Genomic DNA, 19,857 nt, shown 5'->3' on the forward strand with positions numbered 1-19,857 from the left:
GATAGGCAGCCTCGAGTTCAACCAGCGCCTGTCCGTGGCACGGGCAAACTCCGTGCGCGACTACCTGGTCAGCCAGGGCGTGCCGGCCAACGTGATCCAGACCGAAGGCCGCGGCCCGGCGGACCTGAAGGTCACCGAGGCCGATTGCAGGGCCCAGGGCAAGGCCAGGAACCGTACCGAGCTCATCGCCTGCTTCGAACCGAACCGCCGCGTGGAAATCCGCGCCGCGGGCGAGCAGGGGGGCTAGGTTGGCCGGGCGAAACCGGGTCGCTTGATCCGCCTCCCGGGTTTCGCGCAGACCCGTCAGCTTGAGTCAGGCCGGCATGGCCTGCTGCTCAAGCTGACGTTGGAGTTGGCCTCGACAGGCCGCAACAGGATGCGCCGGAGCCGCCCAGGTCACAATCGGTGGCATGTCGACCATCACTCTGTACGTTCGGGCGGGATCGGCTGGATCACTGAAGTGTTCCAGAGTCCGATTGCTCTAGGCTGCGCATGCGAATCCACGAACTCAAACGGCGACTGCGGGACGCCGGCGCGGGCCCCCTCCACGAACACCGCATCCTGCGGCTGTGGTCCCATGCGTTGCCCCGGGACAGCGGCAAGCGTCGACCGGAGAGTTTTTTTCCGTCGTCGCTGCTGGCTGCCTTGCCATCCATCGAAGCGGAGCTCGCGGGACTGGCACGCATCCACGCGGTGCATCCCGGGGCCGATGGCTCCGAGCGGCTGCTCGTCGCCCTGGCGGACGGTCAGACCGTCGAAAGTGTGCTGCTGCCTCGAGACGGTCTCTGCGTCTCGTCGCAGGTGGGGTGTGCCGTCGGATGCCAGTTCTGCATGACGGGGCGCGACGGATTGCTGCGCCAACTGGAAAGCGCCGAGATCATTGCGCAGGTCGCCCTCGCACGCGTGCGCCGGCCGGTGCGCAAGGTGGTGTTCATGGGCATGGGTGAGCCGGCCCACAACCTGGACAACGTGTTGGAAGCGATGGACCTGCTCGGCACGGCGGGCGACATCGGCCACAAGAACCTGGTGTTCTCCACCGTGGGCGATCCACGCGCGTTCGACAGACTGCACCAGGAACGCGTCAGACCTGCGCTGGCGCTCTCTTTGCACACGACCAAGGCGGAGCTGCGCAGAAAACTCCTTCCGCGTTCGCCGAACATGACGCCCGAAGAACTGGTCGCCGCATGCGAAGGCTATGCCCGGACGACCGGCTATCCGATTCAGTACCAGTGGACGCTGCTGGAAGGCGTCAACGACGGGGAAGAGGAGATTGAAGGCATCGTCCGCCTCCTTTCCGGCAAGTACGGCGTGCTGAACATGATCCCCTTCAACGCGGTGGATGGGGTGGCGTTCAGTCGCCCCTCGTGGGAGCGCTGCAAGCAGATGGCCCGCACGCTGCACCAGCGGGGCATATTGACGAAGCTGCGCTATTCAGCCGGCCAGGATGTCGACGGCGGGTGCGGTCAGTTGAGGGCGCGCGCAGCCGAAGTGCAGGTGCCGCTTCGAAGGGCCGAAGACTTGCGGCAGGCGGCATTCGACCAGAACCGCACTGCGCATCAAATCGCGAATCCGCCGTCGACCTCCACAACCTGGCCCGAGATGTAGTCGGCTTCCGGCATGCAGTGCCGGCGCGTGCCATTTCGTAGGCATTCGGCGATGTTGCTGCCAAGTTGCGTGAACTATGTCAAGTTCGCTGTGATAACTTGGCATCACCCTGAAAGATCCGCGTCGCGCCTCTCTTAAAGTCGAGGCGAAAGGCAACAGCGTTCGGAGCGCGCCGGGGAATCGGCCTCGCGCACGACCGGCGAAGTGCTTCATGACGTTCAAGAAACTCCGGATCACCGGGCCCGGGGCTGCTCCCTACCAGCTCGGCCAACCCATGTACGTGTACGACGCCAGCGTTCTCCTAGGAACGCTGGACCCCGTGCCGGTGGGCAATGCCGGCACCCAGATCCACATCGAGCATTTCACCCCGACCCGCGTCGTGCATGAAGAGCGGCGTCACCTCGGCCGGCTGGTGTTCCTCGAGATCTGCGCGTTCATCTCGGAGCACTTCCACCAGGTGCAGGCGATCAGCTTCGCGTTCAGCCGCGAGGTGAGCGTCCTGGGCGGTGGCGTTCAGCAGGCGGCCGCACGCGTCGAGACGATGGATCGCATCGGCGCCATGAATGTCCAGATCCGGCCCCTGGCGGATGCGCTGCCGGGGCAGTTCATCGTCTCCGGCGTGTGGGCCTACAGCGAATCCAGCATCGAAGCCCTGCGCGTCGTGCTCGAAGAGCAGCGCGCGCTCTATCGCGAGCGACCGATCTCCATCGGCGTGGCGGACAAGCCCGGCGTGCGCGCGGCGCTGCGCCGGCTGATCTCGGGGCGGCGCAAGGGCGGGTAGGGCGGTCCGGGATCGGCCCTGCTGCAGGCGAAGCGCGAACGCACCTCGGGGTCGCGCAGGGCGGTGTTGGCGCCGGCGATCGTCGCGACCACGCCATCGCCTCAGCGACAATTGCCGCATCGCACCGCCGAAAGTGCGAACCCCGCCATGCTTTCCGTTCCGAAGTCGCTGTCCCCATGATCGTCCGGCCACGCCCGTCCGGGTTTAAATTGTTTCTGTTGTGGCGTGGATCCATCCTGCCGCGCATCGCCATTCCGTTGCTGGTCAATGTGCTGGTCGCCGTGCTGGTGACTGCGGCACATGGAAGTCTGGGCAGCCTCAAGATCCCGATCGGAACCGCGCCTTTCGCCTTGCTCGGCCTGCCGTTGGCCATCTTTTTAGGATTTCGCAACTCCTCCGCCTACGACCGTTTTTGGGAAGCGCGCAAGCTCTGGGGCGAGGTGGTCCTGCGCGCCCGTGGCTTGGCGCGGCAATGCCAAAGCCTGATCGTCGGCGACGGGCCGGTGGATGCGGGCAACGGCGGCCTTGACGATCTGCGCGTGCGCATGACGCTGCGCAGCGCGGCGTTCGCGCATGCCCTGCGCCATCTGCTGCGCCACAGCGACGGGCGTGCGGACACGCGGCCCTTCCTGCGCGATGCCGAATGGCGGGACATGGCCAACTTTTCCAACAAGCCGCATTTCCTGCTGCTGCGCATGGGCGCCGACCTGCAGGAGGCCATACGAACCGGGCGAATCGATCCGGTTCTGGCCGTGAATGTGGACAACACACTGAGCGCGCTCGGCAGCGCGGCTGCGTCATGCGAGCGAATCCTGGGAACGCCCATCCCGTTCTCGTACACACTGCTGCTGCACCGGACGGCCTACCTGTATTGCTACCTGCTGCCGTTCGGCCTGGTGGACTCGGTCGGGTTCATGACGCCCTTTGTCGTGCTCATCATTGCCTACACGTTCTTCGGCCTGGATGCCCTGGGCGATGAAATCGAGGAACCCTTCGGTGCCGAGGCGAATGACCTGCCGCTCGATGCGATCTGTCGCGCCATCGAGATCGATCTGCGGGAGTCGGTGCGCGATACGGCACCCGAGCCGCTGCAGCCGATCAATTACGTCCTGCGTTAAGAGCCGAAGCCTCCCTGCCGAGGCCGCCGTATCAACGGCCAAGCCTCGGTCACAGACTACAGGGCAACGGCAGCCGCTGTGGCTTCGGGCGTCGTAGACGCCGGTTGATTCGCGACAGCCGCCTTGCGCGTCGCTTTTGGAGAGCCTGGTTTCGCCTTCTTGCGGGCGGGCCCCGCTGTCTTCGCTGCGACCTTCTTCACGGGCAGGGTCGTCTTCGATTCGGCTGACAGGCTCTTCGCTGCATTGGCTTTCTTCGCCGGCTTCGAAGCACCCGTCGCCTTGTTCGCGCCAGCCTTGGTGGCCGGCGTCCCCTTGACCCTGGTGGATTTCACCGTGGTCTTTGCGGCACGCGCAGGCGCCGCAACTGCTGCGCTGAGCGATGGTTTCGCGGCCATCGACACCTTCACTGGCTTGACCTTGGAGGATGCAGCCGACTTGACGCGCTTGGACCCGATCGTCTTCGCCGCAACTCTCTTCGCGGGCGACGCGACGACGGGTGCAACCGGTTCAGCTGCCACCGCCGGTGCCATGCCGACCATGAAACTGTTGAGGGCCCGACCGGCAGCGATGGCGTTGCGCAGCCAGGCTGGCCGCGGCCCACGCCCGCCCCACTGATTGCCATTTCCATCGCTGAACTTCGCACCCTTGGACACCGTGCCACCCTTGCGTTTGGTCGCGTTGGTCTTTTTCGAAGCCGAGCGCGGGACAGCGGAAGCGGAGGTCGAAGCGAATTTCAGATCGCTCGCCGCAAGGCTGAACTTCGAGATCAGGTCGTTGATCTTTGCGATTGCACCTTTGGCCTCAACGGCCAGCTGCTTTTGCGCGGAGGCCTGGAGAGCGACGATCTCGCGTGCCAGTTGTGCGTAGGTTTTAGTCATTTGATAGCTGAGAGTGGAAACGCTGGAGTCTAATTTGTTCCGGCTGACCCACTGGAAATTCAACGGATATACCTCCGCCGCCCTGGATTCATTCTTCCGATGACCCATCCCGGATCGCTCAAGAAGTGCCGTCTTCAGCCGCAGCGTCCCTGGCAACGCGAGCATCCAGCGAGCATCGAATCCACTGGCGCATCCGATCCCTTGGGCAGCGAAATTCTTCATGGGTGCTTTTGCAACTTCAAGCGCTGCAATCGCCGTCGGGAGAAGCACGCCGATGTCGGTGGGGCGACCCTTTTCCTGACCCGCTCCGCGAGCCGCACCGGCATGCGACCAGCACGGCCTACAGCGCCTCTCGGCGGAGGCTGTTTACCCAAAGTCGGGCATGACGCTGTTCACGACTCTCAAAGCGTTCCGTGAACCGACGGATTGCGGGCCGTTCAATCGCGGCGATTGTCATCCAGTCCGTCGTACCGAAAGGCTCCGATTCACTGCTCCGTTCGACAAGCGCAGGGCGCAGCGCCAAGATCTGTTCGACCGCAATACCCAGATCTGCATCCAGTATTCGCAATGCGATCTTTGCCGCCTTGGGGCTGAGCATTTGTACCTTGCGAAGGTGAGAGTCCAAATCCATGAGCGGCTCCTTCTTTGCGTAACCGGGCGTATCAATATACAGGTGCCGGCTCGAAATGTGAAATTTTCACATGTAACCTGGGCCCAGTGCTGCTCTCGAACCGCAAGGTCGGACCGTTCCCGGGAAGCCGATCGAGCGACTCAGCGCCGCCCTCTGGGCCGTCGGCCGGACGCGATCAACGTGTGGATAGGTCTCGGCCCTGCCGTGCCGCCTCGATCGCGGCGATGTCGATCTTCTTCATGGTCATCATCGCGTCGAACGCGCGCTTGGCCGCCGCGCGATCGGGGTCGGATATCGCCGCGATGAGGGCGCGCGGGGTGATCTGCCATGACAATCCCCACCGGTCCTTGCACCAGCCGCACTCGCTTTCCTGGCCGCCATTGCCGACGACCGCGTTCCACAAGCGGTCGGTTTCGGCCTGGTCGTCGGTCGCGATCTGAAACGAGAAGGATTCGTTGTGCTTGAAGTGCGGACCGCCGTTCAACCCGATGCAGGGGATGCCGGCGACCGTGAACTCGACCGTCAGGACATCACCCTGCTTGCCGTCGGGATAGTCGCCCGGTGCGCGGAAGACCGCGCCGACAGCGCTGTCGGGGAATGTTTCGGCATAGAAGTTCGCAGCGTCAACGGCGGCGCCCTCGTACCACAGACAGATCGTGTTCTTGCTGGTCATTTCGGGTCTCCTGATGAGTTGAGCATTCGGCATCCGCCATCGTCCGCACTGATCCAATTGTCCTGATCGCGGGACCTCGGTCTGTCGGATGGGATGCCGTTGTGCGCCACCGCCTGCCACATCGACATACCGATGCGCCAGCGCGCGTCGCCGTCGCGGCCGCCTCGCGCGTGGTCAGCCCTCCCGGCGGCGCCTGCGCAGCAGACCGAACGCCACCATCGACCAGCCCATCGCCCAGGCCGTGCCGAGGGCCCAGCCGCCGAGTACGTCGCTGGCCCAGTGGACGCCCAGCGCCACCCGGCTGAGGCCGACCAGCAGGGCGGCGACGGCGGCGATGGCGAGGATGTAGAGCCGCTCCGAAAGCCGGATCCGCGTGCTGGCCGAGATCACGCCGAGCGTCAGGAAGACCGCGGCCGACATGCTCGCGTGCCCACTCGGAAAACTCAGGCCGTAGGCCGCGTAGTCGGCCAGCGCGGCATCGGGGCGCAGGCGGCCGAAGGCCGGCTTCAGCAGGCTGACCAGCACGGCGCCGCTGAGCGAGGATGCCACCACCGTGAGCGCGTGGGTGCGCGCCGACACCAGCAGCAGGTAGCCGGCCGTGGCGAGCGTGAAGAAGGTCAGGACGGTGGTGCTCCCGAGCCCGCTCAGGTCGCGCATCACGTGCGCGAACAGGGGGTGGGCGTCCCTGAAGGCCTTGGTCTCGCGCAGCAGCGTCATGTCGATGGCGTGGGTATCGCCCTCGATCACCTCGCTGGCCACCAATACGAACGTCAGCAGCAACAGCAGGACGGCGAGACCGCTGGCCAGCGGCTTCCAGAGCGGCCAGAGGCTGTCGAGGCGGCCGGCCGAAAGGCGCTGCAGCCGGGTGCGGAGGGAAGAGCTGGACATCGGCGTGATCTTGACACGGTGCGTGTCCGGCATTCGGCCTACGTCGAATGTCGTCGGTGACGCCCTCTCTTCGGCGTATTGACGCCCTGCGAGGGCACGCAATACTCCTTGCCAGGCGACCCACGAAGGGAGTTTCCATTGACTGGAGCCCGGTTCCCGACCGTCCTGGCGCTGCTTTTCCTGTGCGGCGGCCTGCCCGGCCACGGCCTGGCCGGCGAGCTCAGGGGCAAGGTGGTGTTCGCGGGCGTCGCGCCGGCACAGGCCAAGGTGCCGGTCACGATCGACCAGTATTTGTGCGGCCACGAGAAGCCGGCCGACGACCTGCAGTTGTCGGCCAACAAGGAGATCCGCAACGCTGTGGTCTGGATCGAGACGCCGCCGCCCGGCGCGCCGCTGCCGTCCCGAACCGAGAAGGTCGAGCTCGACCAGAAGGGCTGCGCTTTCGTGCCGCGGGTCGTGATCGTTCAGGCGGGCGGGACGGTGGATTTCCTCAACAGCGACCGGCTGCTGCACAACATCCACGCCACGCCGCAGCGCAATGTCTCGTTCAACCGCACGCAACCGATGGGGCGGACCATTCCGGTCACCTTCGCCGCGCCCGAGATCGTGCGCATCAACTGCGACCTGCATGCCTGGATGACGGCCTGGGTGGTGGTGGCGGCGCATTCCTTCTACGCGGTCACGGGCGCCGATGGCCGCTTTGCCTTCGACAAGCTGCCGCCGGGCCAGTACAAGCTGCAGGTCTGGCACGAACGCCTCGGGACCGTGCCGGCGAGCGTGACGGTGAGCGACCAGCAAGTGGCGCAGGTCACGGTCGAGATGAAGGAGCGGTGAGGGAGCGTGGGGGCTCAAGGAACCACGCTGATCTTCTTCGAGGCCTCCCAGGCGGCGGAATGGGTCGGCTCGGCCACCGCGCGCAGCGACCCGCCTTCGTCGAGTGCCACCTTGAAGGTCACGGTCGGCGACGAATACACCGGGTGCAGGTAGGCGCGCGCGATCTCCACCGAGTCCTTGTAGAGCGCGATATAGCGCACGAAGTGCTCCTGCAGCGACGGGTGCAGCGATCCGGCGCCAACGCTGACCGTCACATCGAACCAGGCGCCGCGCTTCACGCTGTCGGGCGCGGTGATCTTCGGCGTGTGCTTGGGGTCGAAGGTGGTGTGGGGCTGGCGGAATTCGGGTGTGAACTGCTGCGCCTGCTCTTCTTCGGCCTGCGCCCGCGTCGCCCCGCCCAGGAGGCCCAGGAGGGCGAGGCCGGTGCACACGGCATTGCGGATGGTCTTCGTCATGCGCGCCTCCTTGGCCTTGAAGTCAGAGGTCCGGCAGGAACTGCTTGACCATCGCCAGCAGCTCGCTCGGACTGTAGGGCTTGGCGAGATAGCTCGAGGCGCCGGCCTGCATCGCCTTCTCGCGGTCGCCGCTCAGTGCGTACGAGGTGATCACGATGATCGGGATGTGGCGCGTCGGCGCTTGCGTGGTCAAGAGCTTCGTGGCGTCGAGCCCGGACATCTTCGGCAGCTGCACGTCCATCAGGATCAGGTCGGGCAGCTCCTGCTGCGCCAGTGCGACCCCGGTCTCGCCATCGCCCGCCTCGATGAGGCGGCAGGCCGATCGGCTCAGCAACTGCCGCACGATCTTGCGGTTGTACTCGTTGTCCTCGACGTAGAGGATCGTGCGTTCGCTCATCAGGCAACCTCCGTGCTCCGCACCACGCGCAAGGGCACGGAAAAGATGAACCTGGAACCCCGGCCCAGCTCGCTCTCGACCCAGATGCGGCCGCCCAGCCGCTCGACGAACTTCTTCGAGATGCTGAGCCCGAGCCCGGTGCCGCCGAACTCGCGCGTGATCGTGGTGTCGACCTGGCGGAACTCGGTGAAGATGTTGTCGAGCTCCTGCGCCGCGATGCCGATGCCGGTGTCGGCGACGCAGTAGATGAGCTGGTCGCCCGCCAGCTCGACCGCGATGTCGACGCTGCCCTGGCGCGTGAACTTCAGCGCGTTGCCCGCGAGGTTGGTCAGACACTGCGTGAGCCGGCCGCTGTCGCCATGGGCCACCGGCAGATCGTCCGGGACATGGGTGGTGAACTGCAGCCCCTTCTCGGCCGCGATCGAGCGCAGGGAGGTCCGCACCGTGTTGACCACGTCGCTGACCGAGTAGTCGTCGAGCGCCAGCTCCATGCGGCCGGCCTCGATCTTCGAGAGGTCGAGCACGTCGTTGATCAGCCGCAGCAGATTGCGCCCGTTGACCTGGATGTCGGTCAGCGGCTCTTTCAGCTCCGGCGGCACCTCGCCGTAGATGCCGTCGATCATCATCTCGCTGAAGCCGAGGATCGCGTTCATCGGGGTGCGCAACTCGTGGCTCATGTTGGCCAGGAACTCCGACTTGGCCTGGCTCGCGCGCGACAGCTGCTCGTTGAGGTCCACGAGCTTGGCGGCAGCCTGGCGCTGCGAATCGGCGAGACGATGCAGTTGCTGGCTCATGTGGTTCATCCGGTCGGCGAGCGTTCCGAATTCGTCACGGTTCGGGACCGAGATTTTGCGCCCGAAGTTGCCCGCTGCGACATCGTCGAGGAAACCATGGGCCTCGCGCACCGGCAGGATGAACGACCAGGAAATCACGAAGCCGCACAGCCATGCCAGCACCGCGGCGCTGACCGCGAACACGCAGGTCAGGATCAGCGAGCGGCGGTTCGCGGCGTCGACGCTGTCGCGCAGCCGGGCCATGCGCGCCTGCTCGGCATCGACCAGCTGGCCCATGCGCAGCGCGATCTGTTCGTCGAGGCGCTCCTCGCGCTGGAGCAGCTCGCCCGTGATGTCGGCGAGCTTGCCGTCGCGGATCGCATTGGCGATGTCGGCCACCACGCCCATCGCGTCGTCCTGCGATTCCCGGATCTGGTCGATCAACCCCTTCTGGCCGGCGGTCGTGGCGGTGTCCAGCTTGGCCAGCGTCTCGTTGAAACGGTTGTTCTCGCGCAGGATGCGCTCGATCGCGGCCTCGTCCCTGGACAGCAGCGCCAGCGCCGTGAAATGCATCTGCCGGGCCAGCGCGTACTGGCTCTGCTGCGACCAGCTGACCCGCTCGTGCGCCTGGTCGAGCAGGCGGCTCTGCGCGGTGGTGTTCAGGAGCAGCAGCAGGCTGGCGACCGCCATCGCAATGAACAGCAGCGTGATGATCAGGAAGGCGACCAGCAGCTTGGTGTGGACCGAAGCCCGGACGTGCGCGACCCGGAGCACCAGCCAGGCCAGGGGTGACCGCTTGAGCACCAGCGTAACAAGCTGTTCGAGTTTGATGGCCAGGCCTCCATCCAGGACCTGAGGACGCGCCTGCAGGTCCGCCCATCGCGCGCGCCTTGTGGAACGGGAGCGAAGCCGCTACAGTTTTTGGCCTCAGGGAGAACCGTCGGTGAGAACCCCCCCACGCATCCTCATCGTCGACGACAACGCGACCAACGTCAAGATTCTGCAGGCGCGCCTGGGCAGCGAAGGCTACGAGGTGGCCTCGGCCGCCGACGGCGAAGAAGGCCTGGCAGCCGCACGGGCGTTGAAGCCCGACCTGATCCTGCTCGACCTGATGATGCCCAAGGTCGACGGCATCGAGGTCTGCAAGCGCTTGCGTGCCGATCCCGACTTTCCGTTCACGCCGATCATCATCGTCACCGCGATGGCCGACCTGAAGGACGTGGTGGCCGGGCTCGAGGCCGGTGGCGACGAGTACCTGACCAAGCCCGTGGACCATGCGGCGCTGGCGGCGCGCGTGCGCTCGATGCTGCGCATCAAGGGCCTGCACGACCAGGTCGAGGGGTTGGTGGCCGAGATGAAAGGCTGGAACGCCACGCTCGAGCGCCGGGTCGCGACCCAGGTGGCCGAGCTCGAACGGGTCGGCCGGCTGCGGCGCTTCTTCTCGCCGCAGCTCGCGGAGGCGATCGTCAGCGGCGGCGCCGAGGATCCGCTCGTGAGCCACCGGCGCGAGATCACAGTGGTGTTCCTCGACCTGCGCGGCTTCACTTCCTTCGCCGAGAGCGCCGAGCCCGAGGACGTGATGGGCGTGCTGCACCAGTACCACGCGGCCACCGGCGAGCTGATCCTCGCGCACGAGGGCACGCTGGAGCACTTCACGGGCGACGGCATGATGGTCTTCTTCAACGATCCGGTGCCGGTCCCGGATGCCGCCGAGCGAGCCGTGCGGATGTCGCTGGCGATCCGCGAGCGCATCGGTTCGCTGGCCGAGACCTGGCTGCGGCGCGGCTATTCGCTCGGCCTGGGCATCGGCATCGCCCAGGGCTTCGCGACCATCGGCGCCATCGGCTTCGAGGGGCGCTGGGACTATGGCGCCATCGGCACCGTGACCAACCTCGCGGCGCGGCTGTGCGGCGAGGCCGCGAGCAACCAGATCCTGATCTCCAGGCCGGTGTTCGCGCAACTGGAGCCGATGCTCGAGGTCGAGCCCCTGGAGGCGCTGAACCTGAAGGGCTTCCAGCGTCCGGTCGACTGCTTCAGCGTCCGTGGAATCAGGCCGCGGGGCTGAGCGAAGTCCCGCTTCAGCCCAGCACCTGGCGGCGCGGACGCGCCTGGTTCGGCGCGGCGCCGATGGGTTGACCGGAGGCCGGCACGGCCCGCTCGCGTCCCCAGGCGCGGATGTTCTCGATCTGTTCGGGGGCCGTCTTGGACAACGGCACCACGTTCGCGAAGCTGCGGCGAAACAGGTCGGGCGTGACCGACGCATCGCCATTGAGGTAGGCCTCCTTGACCACCTCGCGCACGGCCGATTCCAGGTCGGAGCCGGCGAAGCCGTCCGACAGCGCCACCAGCTCCTGCATCAGGTCTTCGCCCGGCGCCTGCTTGAGTCCGCGGCGGGTGTAGATGTCGATGATCTCGTGGCGTTCCTGCGGCGTCGGCAGGTCGACGAAGAACAACTCGTCGAAGCGGCCCCGGCGCAGCAGTTCGGGCGGGAGCTTGGAGACGTCGTTGGCGGTGGCGACGACGAACACGCGCGCGCGCGCCTCCTGCAGCCAGTACAGGAACTGTCCGACCAGCCGCGTGGAGGTGCCGCCATCGCCCCCACCCTGCGCGCCGGCCAGGCCCTTCTCGATTTCGTCGATCCACAACACGCAGGGCGAGACATGGTCCGCGGTGGCAAGGGCGTCCTTGAGGCGCGATTCGCTCTGGCCCAGGTACTGGCCATGGATCGTGGACAGGTCCAGCCGATACAGCGGCAGGCCCCAGTTGGCCGCGATGGCCTTGGCCGACAGCGACTTGCCGCAGCCGGGCACGCCCACCAGCAGCACGCCGCGCGGCGGGCGAATGCCGCGGTCGCGCAGATCGGCGGTGAGCAACGGGCGTTCCTTGTCGAGCCAGGCTTTGAGCCCGCCCAGTCCGCCCACGTTCAACTCGGTGCCGCGCACCGTCACGCGTTCGATGCCGGAGATGTCCGCGAAGATGCGATCCTTGGCATGCATCAGCTCCACCATGTCGGCCTTGGTGATCTGCCCGTTGGCCAGCAGCGTGGCGATGATGTTCTCGGCCTCGATGCGCGAGATGCCGGCAAGGATGGCCGCGGCCCGGCGCTCGTCGTCGGCATCCCATTCGATGGCGAACTGGCCGCGGTAGGCATCGAGGTTTTCGCGAATGATGGCAAACATCTCGTCTTCGCTGGGGGCCGACAGCGTGAGCGACATGCCTGAGCGTTGCAGCTGCCCCCACACCGGCTTGGTCGTGATGACCACCACCACGCCGCTGTGTTCCGCGGCGAGCATGACGACGTCGAGCAGGTGGCGCGCGGAGGCCGTGTCGTCCTCGATGTCGGACACCTCGGTCAGCACGACCGACAGGTTCTGGCGCTGGGCGAACTGCTGGCTCGCGAAGTCCACCGCGCCGGTCACCGAGCGGTCTTCGTTGACCGAACGTCCCGTCGTCAGTTCGCGCGTCCCCTGCGAGAGCGTGTGCACGAACACCGGCGCGTTCAAGGTGGTGCCGACCTCGCGCAGCAGGTCGAGCACGCGACCGCGCTCGGCGCTGCGGATCGAGATGAAGGGAATGCGCGCCTTGAAATAACGCGTGAGGGTGGCTTTGAATTCGGTGGTGTCGCTCATCGGAACTTCGTCAAATCAGGATGTTGCGCCGCCGCGCGCCGGGGATCGCGGGCGTCGATGCGGGCTGGCCCGGGGTCATGCCGGCAGGGGCGCTCGCAACGGGGGGTGGGGTCGGCAGCGTGTCGTAGCGCTGCAGGGTGTTGTTCTGCAGCAGCAGGCGCAGGCGCCCGCTGCGGTCTGCCTTGGCCGAGTCTTCCAGCGATTGCTGGGTGCGCTCGGCGAACTTGCGCAGCTCGTCCCGCAGGTGGGTGCGCAGAGTCTCGGCGAAGGCGGGCACGAGCGTCAACCGGTGCAGGAAGAACAGAGACTGCCGCGCGTTGAGAATCGCCCGCACGACGGTGCCTTCCTCCGCGCCTTGCCGCAGGTCGCGCGTCAGGTGCCCCGAGCAGCGGGTCAGCCGGGCATTGAACTCGTCGGCCAGGCGTTGGGCGAACAGGGGGCCGACGCCGCCGCTCCACGACAGCTGGCCCCGCGCCATGCTCTCCAGACAGTCCTCGTCCTGCGTGCCGGCGGCCAGGCGATCAAGGCACTGGCTCCACTGCGCATAGGTGCTGGGACCTTCCGAGGCGACTGGCATCTACTTGACGCGGCGGATGAACGGGGTGACCGGCAGAAGATCCCAGGCGGGCAAGGCGCCGGCCAGGGCGTCGGGCGTCTCGGGCGTCGCCTCGGGCGCGGGCACTTCCGCCACTGCGGGCATCTCGCCGGCAGCGGCCGGCGAGCGATCGGAGGGCGCGCTGGCGCCGGAAATGATTGCGCGACTCATGCGTGGCTCCTTAGCTGTTGACCATGACGCGGCGCACCGTGTCATGCGATGAGAGGATGTGCTGCTCGGGGCCGATGCTTTCCAGCAGCGTCGTCACGTCGGCCGACACCGCGTCGCGCTTGGCGACGTCGCGGCGCAACTCCACCACTTCGGCCATGCAAGCGCGCAGCGCCTGGGCTGACTGCTCCTGCAGCTTGGCGAAATCGGCCTTGATCTTGGCGCGCGTCTTGCCCAGCTGGCGATAGGCCAGGAACACCCACGTCAGGCAGGCGGCGCCCATCACGAAGGTGATCATCCCGCTGCTCAGGGCCATGAACACAAGGACGACGCCGAAGACGAGGCCGGCCCAGTGCAGCGGCTTGAGCTTCACCTGCGCCAGCGCATCGGCTTCGCGCTTGGCAATGCTCGCCTTCAGGCTGCCCAGCAGTTCGGTCTCGTCGTCGCCCTGCGTCGTGCGGCCTTTCCAGTCCTCGATGGCGATGTCGATGTGGGGTGGAACCGCCATCCGGGCCCTGGCCGTCACGTCCGCGTGGGCGTCCAGGATCCAGTTGCGCGAGTGGGCGATGGCAAAGCGCTGCGTGGCGCGCGTGACATGCGAGGTCTCGGGGTGCATGGCCGCGTTGGTGAGCAACTGCGTGAAGTCCACCTGCTCGTCGAGCGCCGAACTTTGCAGGTCGTAGCGCTTCTGGGCCGCGCGCTTGTCGCCGTTCTCCTCGATGATGAAGCGGCACAGCTCCTCCTGGCGCCGCAGCGGCAGCTCTTCGTCGTCGAAGCGCGTCACCAGCTTGCTCAGCAGGTCGTCGGCCGCCACCAGCACGCTCGCCGCGGGCTTGATCTCGCCCTTGAACACGCCATCGAAATGCGACAGCACGGCCTGGTGCACGGCCACGCCGTTGAGGGCGTCGTTGACCTGGTCCCAGGCCGGGCAGAGGCGTTTCAGGTGGCTGTAGCGGCTGCCGTGGTCGCCCGTTGGCGCCTTGGAGATCAGGCCCTTGCCCCACTGGACGCGCTGGGCTTCCACGAAGCCCGCTTGCTGCGACAGCTCTTCGATCCACGCGGTGATGCGCTTGCTGCAATGCATGCTCACGTCGGCGCCGAACACGCCGTTGGCCATGGCGTCGATCATCACCACGGTCTGGCGGTCGAGGTGATAGGGATCCTGCAAGCCGAAGTAGCGGTCCAGCCAGGTGCGATTGGCGTCGGTGCGGCCCGCGCGGCGGGCGACGAGGGCGAAGAACAGCGACGTTTTCTCGTCGTCGCGGCGCACCGCCTCGGCCAGCGCGCGGGTCGCCAGATCGCGGTTGTCGCCCAGCCAGGCCGACAGCGCCACCAGCGCGGGCGCCAGCCAATAGCGCGGCGCCGAGATCATCAGCTCTTCGGTGGCGCTGCGCAGCGTCTCCTTGCGCACCAGTTGAATGTCGGAGGCCTGCAGGATGCCGGTGGCCTGGCGGCGCACCACGCCGTAGTAGCCGAAGCTGCTTTCCAGTTCCTGGCGCACCTTGACCTGCCGGGTCTCGGCCAGCGACAGCTCCTTGGCCTTGAGGTCGGCCTCCATGAAGTCGGCGAAGGCCTGCTCGAGCCGTGACAGCTCGGCACGCGTCTGGGTCAGGTCTTGTCCGACGGATTCGACCTGGCCGGAGACGGTGCCGATGTCGCCTTGCAGGCTGCGCAGGGACCCGAGGATCATGCTCAGGTCGGCGAGCTGGATGATGCGTTCTGAACTCATGGTGGGTTGGTCAGGTTTCGATGATGGCCGTTTGGCCGGAGGCGCTCACGGTGATCAGCTTGGTGGGATACACCTCGATGAATGCGTAGCCGGGGTGTTGTGCCAGGGACCGTGCGCGCTCCATCAGGTGGGGCAGCGCTTCGCCGGTCTTGTAGTGGCGGATGATGTTGCCGCTGCACTCGAGCGTGTGCACCTCATGGGGCGCGCCCAGGTAGCACTTGGCGACGATGCCCAGCGGCAGGGCATCCACGGAGACGTCGGGCAGCTCCTCGCGGATCGCGGCCAGCAGGTCTTGCGTGGCCTGGGTGCCGGGGGTGTGCGTGCCCGCATCGAGCCGGGTCAGGGCTTCGATGTAGCGAGATGAGCGCTTCTGGCGCAGCCGCGCCTGGAGCGCTGCGCCGCCGAGCGCCGTGCGGGTGTTGTTGTCGATGCCCGCGACGCGCAGGGACGTCTGGGGCGCGGTGTCTGCGGGCCTCGCGCCCAGGATGGATCGCGCCATCGCCTCCCTCAGCTTTCTTCGTGCATGGATTCTCGTTCTTGGGCGCGGACTATACCCGGGCGACCCCGTGGATCTGGGGGGCTCGGTTGCCGGCGGGCGGCAAGGGCGTGAAGCGAAGGTTGGTCATGGCGGAGCGTCGAGTTTTTCTGGGTCGATTCTCGCGGACGCGCCGGCGAACCAATCGATGGAACAGCGGCGCAACTCGGCGCTTGATCGGGAGGCTGGCGTGGCGCTGCGACCTGCGTCGGGTGGCTGTTCCTGCGTCACCCGCCAGATCCCGTAGCAGGCCAGCACCAGCGCCAGGCCGTTGTGCCATGCGGGGCCCAAGCTGGACTGAGGGTCGACAGGCGCGGCTGGACCTTGCCACTAATATCGGCGCCTTCCGACACGACAACGAAAGAAGAAATGCAATGAAACTCGAGACCCTGGCCATCCATGCCGGCTACAGCCCCGATCCGACCACCAAGGCGGTCGCGGTCCCGATCTACCAGACCAGTTCCTACGCATTCGACGACACGCAGCACGGCGCGGACCTGTTCGACCTGAAGGTGACGGGCAACATCTACACCCGCATCATGAATCCCACCAACGCCGTGCTCGAGCAGCGCGTGGCCGCGCTGGAGGGCGGGGTCGGCGGGCTGGCCGTGGCGTCGGGCATGGCGGCCATCACCTATGCGATCCAGACGGTGGCCGAGGCCGGCGACAACATCGTCTCCGTCGCCAAGCTCTATGGCGGCACCTACAACCTGCTGGCGCACACGCTGCCGCGCTTCGGCATCCAGACGCGCTTCGCCGCGCACGACGACATCGCCGCGCTGGAGGCGCTGATCGACGACAGGACCAAGGCGGTCTTCTGCGAGTCGATCGGGAACCCGGCGGGCAACATCGTCGATCTGCAGGCCCTGGCCGACGCGGCGCACCGCCACGGCGTTCCGCTGATCGTGGACAACACCGTCGCCACGCCCATCCTGTGCCGGCCGTTCGAGCACGGCGCGGACATCGTGGTGCACTCGCTGACCAAGTACATCGGCGGTCACGGCACGAGCATCGGCGGCATCGTCGTCGATTCGGGGAAGTTTCCCTGGGCGCAGCACAAGGAGCGCTTTGCGCTGCTCAACACGCCCGACCCTTCCTACCACGGCGTCACCTACACCGAAGCCTTCGGGCCGGCGGCGTTCATCGGGCGCTGCCGCGTGGTGCCCCTGCGCAACACGGGCGCGGCGCTGTCGCCGTTCAACGCCTTCCTGATCCTGCAGGGCCTGGAGACGCTGGCGCTGCGCATGGAGCGCCATACGGAGAATGCGTTGAAGGTCGCCCGCTACCTGAGCACCCACCCTCAGGTGGCCTGGGTCAAGTACGCAGGCCTGCGCGACCATCCGGAACACGCGCTGGCGGTGCGCTACACCGACGGCCGGCCGGCGTCGATCCTCTCCTTCGGCATCAAGGGCGGGCAGGAGGCGGGCGCGCGCTTCATCGATGCGCTCCAGCTGGTGGTGCGACTGGTGAACATCGGCGACGCCAAGTCGCTGGCATGCCACCCGGCCTCGACCACGCATCGCCAGCTCAACGATGAAGAGCTCGAGAAGGCCGGCGTGCCGCGCGACATGGTTCGCCTGTCGATCGGCATCGAGCACAGCGACGACATCCTCGCCGACCTCTCGCAGGCGCTGGAAGCGGCTGCTCGGACGTAGGCCCGAGAGCCCGCGGGCGGCCCGCGCTTGCGCTCGCGACCCCGCCTGCTACCCTGCCTCGATATCAACGACGGCGTGGAGCACGTATGGTCAGGATCGCAATCGCGACGCTGCTGTGCCTGGTGGCAGGCTGCGGGGGCACCGCGCCGCCGCGCCAGCCCTCGGTCTGTTCGACGCAGCCCGGCAGCTTCGCCTGTCAGGTCGAGCGCTACTCGAACGCGGGCATGTGAGGGCGGGGGGCCGCCCGCGCTACGATTTCGCCGAGGCCGCTTGCTGCGTGAACGATAGCGCCAGGAAATCCACGAAGGCCCGCACCCGCGCCGCGAGCTGGTGCCGCTGCGGATACACCGCGTAGATGTCGGCGTCCGGCGTGAAGTACTGCGGCAACACGTGCACAAGGCGGCCGTTGCCCAGGTAGCGTTCGATGTCCCACTCGGCCCGCATCAGGATGCCGTGGCCATCCAGGGCCCAGTTCACCGCGATCTCGCCGTCGTTGGTGCTCAGGTTTCCCCGCGTCTTCACCGCTTCGGTACTCGCATTCCGACCCCTCCCGCTGGCAAGGCGCCACACGCCGTAAGCCTCTTCGCCCTGACGGATCCCGATGCAGTTGTGTCTGGCCAGGTCGCTGGGGACCTTCGGGATTCCGTGCTTCGCCAGGTACGCCGGCGCCGCGCACAGCAGGCGACGGTTGGCCGCGATGTTCCTGGCGATCACGCGACTGTCCGGTGGCGCGCCGAAGCGCACGCAGACGTCGAACAGATCCTCGGTCGGCGAGGGCGGGTTGACCGAGAGTTGCAGCTGAACCTCGACTTCGGGGTATTTGCGAACGAAGCTCGAGATCAGCGGCGCCACGTGACTGCGCCCGAAACCCAGCGTCGCATTCACCCGCAGCAGGCCTTTGGGCATCGCCTTCGAAACCCCGAGAAGCTCCTCCATCCCGTCGATCTCGCCAAGGATCCGGCGGGCATGTTCCAGGTACAGCTCGCCTTCGGGCGTCAGGCTCATGCGGCGCGTCGAGCGGTTGACCAGCAAGACCCCGACCCTCGACTCCATCAGGGCCAGGTGCTTGCTCACGGCAGGCGTGGTGACGCCGAGCTCGCGGGCGGCCGCGCTGAGGCTTCCGGCGCTCGCCAGCGCTGAAAAGAAGCCCAGATCGGCCGGCAGGATCGCGTGGGTCATGGTGGCTCCACTGTTGAACTGAAGTTAACAATGGATTCACTTTAGCGCCGAGCCAGCAGGCCGTCGAGTTTCTACATTCACTCCACCTACCCACCACCCCACGGAGACACCCCATGAAGACGTACAAGATCGCAACCATCCCTGGCGACGGCATCGGCAAGGAGGTCGTGCCCGCCGGCCAGCAGGTGCTGGAAGCCCTGGCTTCGGCCAGCAGCAGCTTCAAGTTCCAGTTCGAGAACTTCGACTGGGGCGGCGACTACTTCCGCGAGCACGGCGTGATGATGCCGGACGACGGCCTCAACGCCCTGCGCGACAAGGACGCGATCCTGTTCGGTTCGGCCGGCGACCCGCACATTCCCGACCACATCACTCTCTGGGGCCTGCGCCTGAAGATCTGCCAGGGCTTCGACCAGTACGCCAACGTCCGCCCCACGCGCATCCTGCCGGGCATCGACGGCCCCCTGAAGCGCTGCGGCCCGGACGACCTGAACTGGGTCATCGTGCGCGAGAACTCCGAAGGCGAATACTCCGGCGTCGGGGGCCGCGTGCACCAGGGTCACCCGATCGAAGCGGCCACGGACGTTTCGATCATGACCCGCGCCGGCGTCGAGCGCATCATGCGCTTCGCCTTCAAGCTTGCGCAGTCGCGTCCGCGCAAGCTGCTGACCGTCATCACGAAGAGCAACGCCCAGCGCCACGCGATGGTGATGTGGGACGAGATCGCGCTGCAGATCTCCAAGGAGTTCCCGGACGTGACCTGGGACAAGGAACTGGTCGACGCATCGACGGCGCGCATGATCAACCGCCCGGCCTCGCTGGACACCATCGTCGCGACCAACCTGCATGCCGACATCCTGAGCGACCTGGCCGCCGCACTGGCGGGCAGCCTCGGCATCGCCCCCACCGGCAACATCGATCCCGAGCACCGCTACCCGTCGATGTTCGAGCCGATCCACGGCTCGGCCTTCGACATCATGGGCAAGGGCCTGGCCAATCCGGTCGGCACCTTCTGGTCGGTCGCCATGCTGCTGGAGCACCTGGGCGAGACCGAAGCCGCCAAGCGCGTCATGCAGGCGGTCGAGGCCGTGACGGCCGACCCCTCGCTCCACACCCGCGACCTGGGCGGCAGCGCCACCACGGCACAGGTCACCCAGGCCGTGTGCGACCAGGTCACCGGCGCGGCCCAGCGCAAGGCGGCCTGAGCGTCGCTCCCCCGGCCGGTACGCAGCGGCCGGGCGCTCTTCTTCCTGATCCGAGGGGCCGCGCGGCACGCGCCGCCCCTCATCCCGAAGCAGCCGCCAAGCGCTGCAGGGGTGAACGCGTGCCCGCACATC

General features: G+C 66.9%; 22 protein-coding genes. 9 read left to right on the plus strand and 13 right to left on the minus strand.

Going from position 1 to position 19,857, the window contains the following annotated elements; translation table 11 throughout:
* From AC1DYK_RS31515 to AC1DYK_RS31530, 4 genes are all read left to right on the plus strand, one after another.
* Positions 1-247, plus strand: a 247-nt coding sequence (locus tag AC1DYK_RS31515; protein WP_478169894.1) for an OmpA family protein, incomplete at its 5' end; no start/stop codon positions are given.
* A gap of 245 nt (positions 248-492) precedes the next feature.
* The gene (locus AC1DYK_RS31520; RefSeq protein WP_478169895.1) at positions 493-1,605 is read left to right on the plus strand and encodes an RNA methyltransferase; all 1,113 of its coding nucleotides are present in this window, start codon (positions 493-495) and stop codon (positions 1,603-1,605) included.
* A gap of 211 nt (positions 1,606-1,816) precedes the next feature.
* Positions 1,817-2,386: a hypothetical protein gene (locus AC1DYK_RS31525; RefSeq protein ID WP_478169896.1), complete on the plus strand. Its 570-nt coding sequence runs from the start codon at positions 1,817-1,819 to the stop codon at positions 2,384-2,386.
* Positions 2,387-2,562: 176 nt separating this feature from the next.
* Positions 2,563-3,504: a bestrophin family protein gene (locus AC1DYK_RS31530; RefSeq protein WP_478169897.1), complete on the plus strand. Its 942-nt coding sequence runs from the start codon at positions 2,563-2,565 to the stop codon at positions 3,502-3,504.
* 56 nt (positions 3,505-3,560) lie between these two features.
* Here AC1DYK_RS31530 and AC1DYK_RS31535 read toward each other — a convergent pair whose 3' ends face one another.
* The 4 genes from AC1DYK_RS31535 to AC1DYK_RS31550 all read right to left on the minus strand — a co-directional run bounded on the left by AC1DYK_RS31535 (position 3,561) and on the right by AC1DYK_RS31550 (position 6,574).
* A complete protein-coding gene (locus tag AC1DYK_RS31535; protein ID WP_478169898.1) occupies positions 3,561-4,604 on the minus strand; it encodes an H-NS histone family protein in 1,044 nt (347 codons plus the stop codon).
* A gap of 118 nt (positions 4,605-4,722) precedes the next feature.
* Positions 4,723-5,013, minus strand: a complete 291-nt coding sequence (locus tag AC1DYK_RS31540) for a hypothetical protein (RefSeq protein WP_478169899.1) — start codon at positions 5,011-5,013, stop codon at positions 4,723-4,725.
* Positions 5,014-5,188: 175 nt separating this feature from the next.
* The gene (locus tag AC1DYK_RS31545; RefSeq protein ID WP_478169900.1) at positions 5,189-5,686 is read right to left on the minus strand and encodes a VOC family protein; all 498 of its coding nucleotides are present in this window, start codon (positions 5,684-5,686) and stop codon (positions 5,189-5,191) included.
* 174 nt (positions 5,687-5,860) lie between these two features.
* Positions 5,861-6,574, minus strand: a complete 714-nt coding sequence (locus AC1DYK_RS31550) for a phosphatase PAP2 family protein (RefSeq protein ID WP_478169901.1) — start codon at positions 6,572-6,574, stop codon at positions 5,861-5,863.
* Between the two features lie 138 nt (positions 6,575-6,712).
* On the opposite strand from AC1DYK_RS31550, the gene AC1DYK_RS31555 reads away from it, so the two are divergent.
* Positions 6,713-7,408: a carboxypeptidase regulatory-like domain-containing protein gene (locus tag AC1DYK_RS31555; RefSeq protein ID WP_478169902.1), complete on the plus strand. Its 696-nt coding sequence runs from the start codon at positions 6,713-6,715 to the stop codon at positions 7,406-7,408.
* Between the two features lie 14 nt (positions 7,409-7,422).
* Here AC1DYK_RS31555 and AC1DYK_RS31560 read toward each other — a convergent pair whose 3' ends face one another.
* From AC1DYK_RS31560 to AC1DYK_RS31570, 3 genes are read right to left on the minus strand one after another with little or no spacing between them, the layout of a single operon-like run.
* Entirely contained in the window at positions 7,423-7,863 is a 441-nt protein-coding gene (locus AC1DYK_RS31560; protein WP_478169903.1) for a desulfoferrodoxin family protein, read from the minus strand.
* A 22-nt stretch (positions 7,864-7,885) separates the two neighbouring features.
* Positions 7,886-8,260 (minus strand): response regulator, encoded by a 375-nt coding sequence (locus tag AC1DYK_RS31565; protein WP_478169904.1) that lies wholly within the window; start codon positions 8,258-8,260, stop codon positions 7,886-7,888.
* A complete protein-coding gene (locus AC1DYK_RS31570; protein ID WP_478169905.1) occupies positions 8,260-9,837 on the minus strand; it encodes a sensor histidine kinase in 1,578 nt (525 codons plus the stop codon). The genes AC1DYK_RS31565 and AC1DYK_RS31570 overlap by 1 nt, the downstream gene beginning before the upstream one ends.
* 139 nt (positions 9,838-9,976) lie before the next feature.
* Here AC1DYK_RS31570 and AC1DYK_RS31575 point away from each other — a divergent pair, with 139 nt between their 5' ends.
* Complete coding sequence (locus AC1DYK_RS31575) at positions 9,977-11,098, plus strand: adenylate/guanylate cyclase domain-containing protein (protein WP_478169906.1); 1,122 nt, start codon at positions 9,977-9,979, stop codon at positions 11,096-11,098.
* A gap of 13 nt (positions 11,099-11,111) precedes the next feature.
* On the opposite strand, the gene AC1DYK_RS31580 is transcribed toward AC1DYK_RS31575, so the two are convergent.
* From AC1DYK_RS31580 to AC1DYK_RS31600, 5 genes are read right to left on the minus strand one after another with little or no spacing between them, the layout of a single operon-like run.
* Positions 11,112-12,662, minus strand: coding sequence for an AAA family ATPase (locus AC1DYK_RS31580; RefSeq protein ID WP_478169907.1), 1,551 nt, complete (start codon positions 12,660-12,662; stop codon positions 11,112-11,114).
* A 10-nt stretch (positions 12,663-12,672) separates the two neighbouring features.
* A complete protein-coding gene (locus AC1DYK_RS31585) occupies positions 12,673-13,239 on the minus strand; it encodes a hypothetical protein (RefSeq protein ID WP_478169908.1) in 567 nt (188 codons plus the stop codon).
* Positions 13,240-13,428: a hypothetical protein gene (locus tag AC1DYK_RS31590; protein WP_478169909.1), complete on the minus strand. Its 189-nt coding sequence runs from the start codon at positions 13,426-13,428 to the stop codon at positions 13,240-13,242.
* Between the two features lie 10 nt (positions 13,429-13,438).
* A complete protein-coding gene (locus tag AC1DYK_RS31595) occupies positions 13,439-15,154 on the minus strand; it encodes a hypothetical protein (protein WP_478169910.1) in 1,716 nt (571 codons plus the stop codon).
* Positions 15,155-15,164: 10 nt separating this feature from the next.
* Entirely contained in the window at positions 15,165-15,653 is a 489-nt protein-coding gene (locus tag AC1DYK_RS31600) for a hypothetical protein (RefSeq protein ID WP_478169911.1), read from the minus strand.
* Between the two features lie 410 nt (positions 15,654-16,063).
* On the opposite strand from AC1DYK_RS31600, the gene AC1DYK_RS31605 reads away from it, so the two are divergent.
* Both AC1DYK_RS31605 and AC1DYK_RS31610 read left to right on the plus strand, forming a co-directional pair.
* Positions 16,064-17,344: a bifunctional O-acetylhomoserine aminocarboxypropyltransferase/cysteine synthase gene (locus tag AC1DYK_RS31605; RefSeq protein ID WP_478169912.1), complete on the plus strand. Its 1,281-nt coding sequence runs from the start codon at positions 16,064-16,066 to the stop codon at positions 17,342-17,344.
* An 86-nt stretch (positions 17,345-17,430) separates the two neighbouring features.
* On the plus strand, positions 17,431-17,574 hold the full coding sequence (locus AC1DYK_RS31610) for a hypothetical protein (RefSeq protein ID WP_478093684.1): 144 nt from the start codon (positions 17,431-17,433) through the stop codon (positions 17,572-17,574).
* A gap of 19 nt (positions 17,575-17,593) precedes the next feature.
* Here the strand turns inward: AC1DYK_RS31610 and AC1DYK_RS31615 are convergent, their stop codons facing one another.
* Complete coding sequence (locus AC1DYK_RS31615) at positions 17,594-18,523, minus strand: LysR substrate-binding domain-containing protein (RefSeq protein WP_478169913.1); 930 nt, start codon at positions 18,521-18,523, stop codon at positions 17,594-17,596.
* 113 nt (positions 18,524-18,636) lie between these two features.
* Here AC1DYK_RS31615 and AC1DYK_RS31620 point away from each other — a divergent pair, with 113 nt between their 5' ends.
* Positions 18,637-19,725: a tartrate dehydrogenase gene (locus AC1DYK_RS31620; protein ID WP_478169914.1), complete on the plus strand. Its 1,089-nt coding sequence runs from the start codon at positions 18,637-18,639 to the stop codon at positions 19,723-19,725.
* Positions 19,726-19,857: the final 132 nt, after the last annotated feature.

The organism is Variovorax sp. P2_H12, from assembly GCF_056403395.1.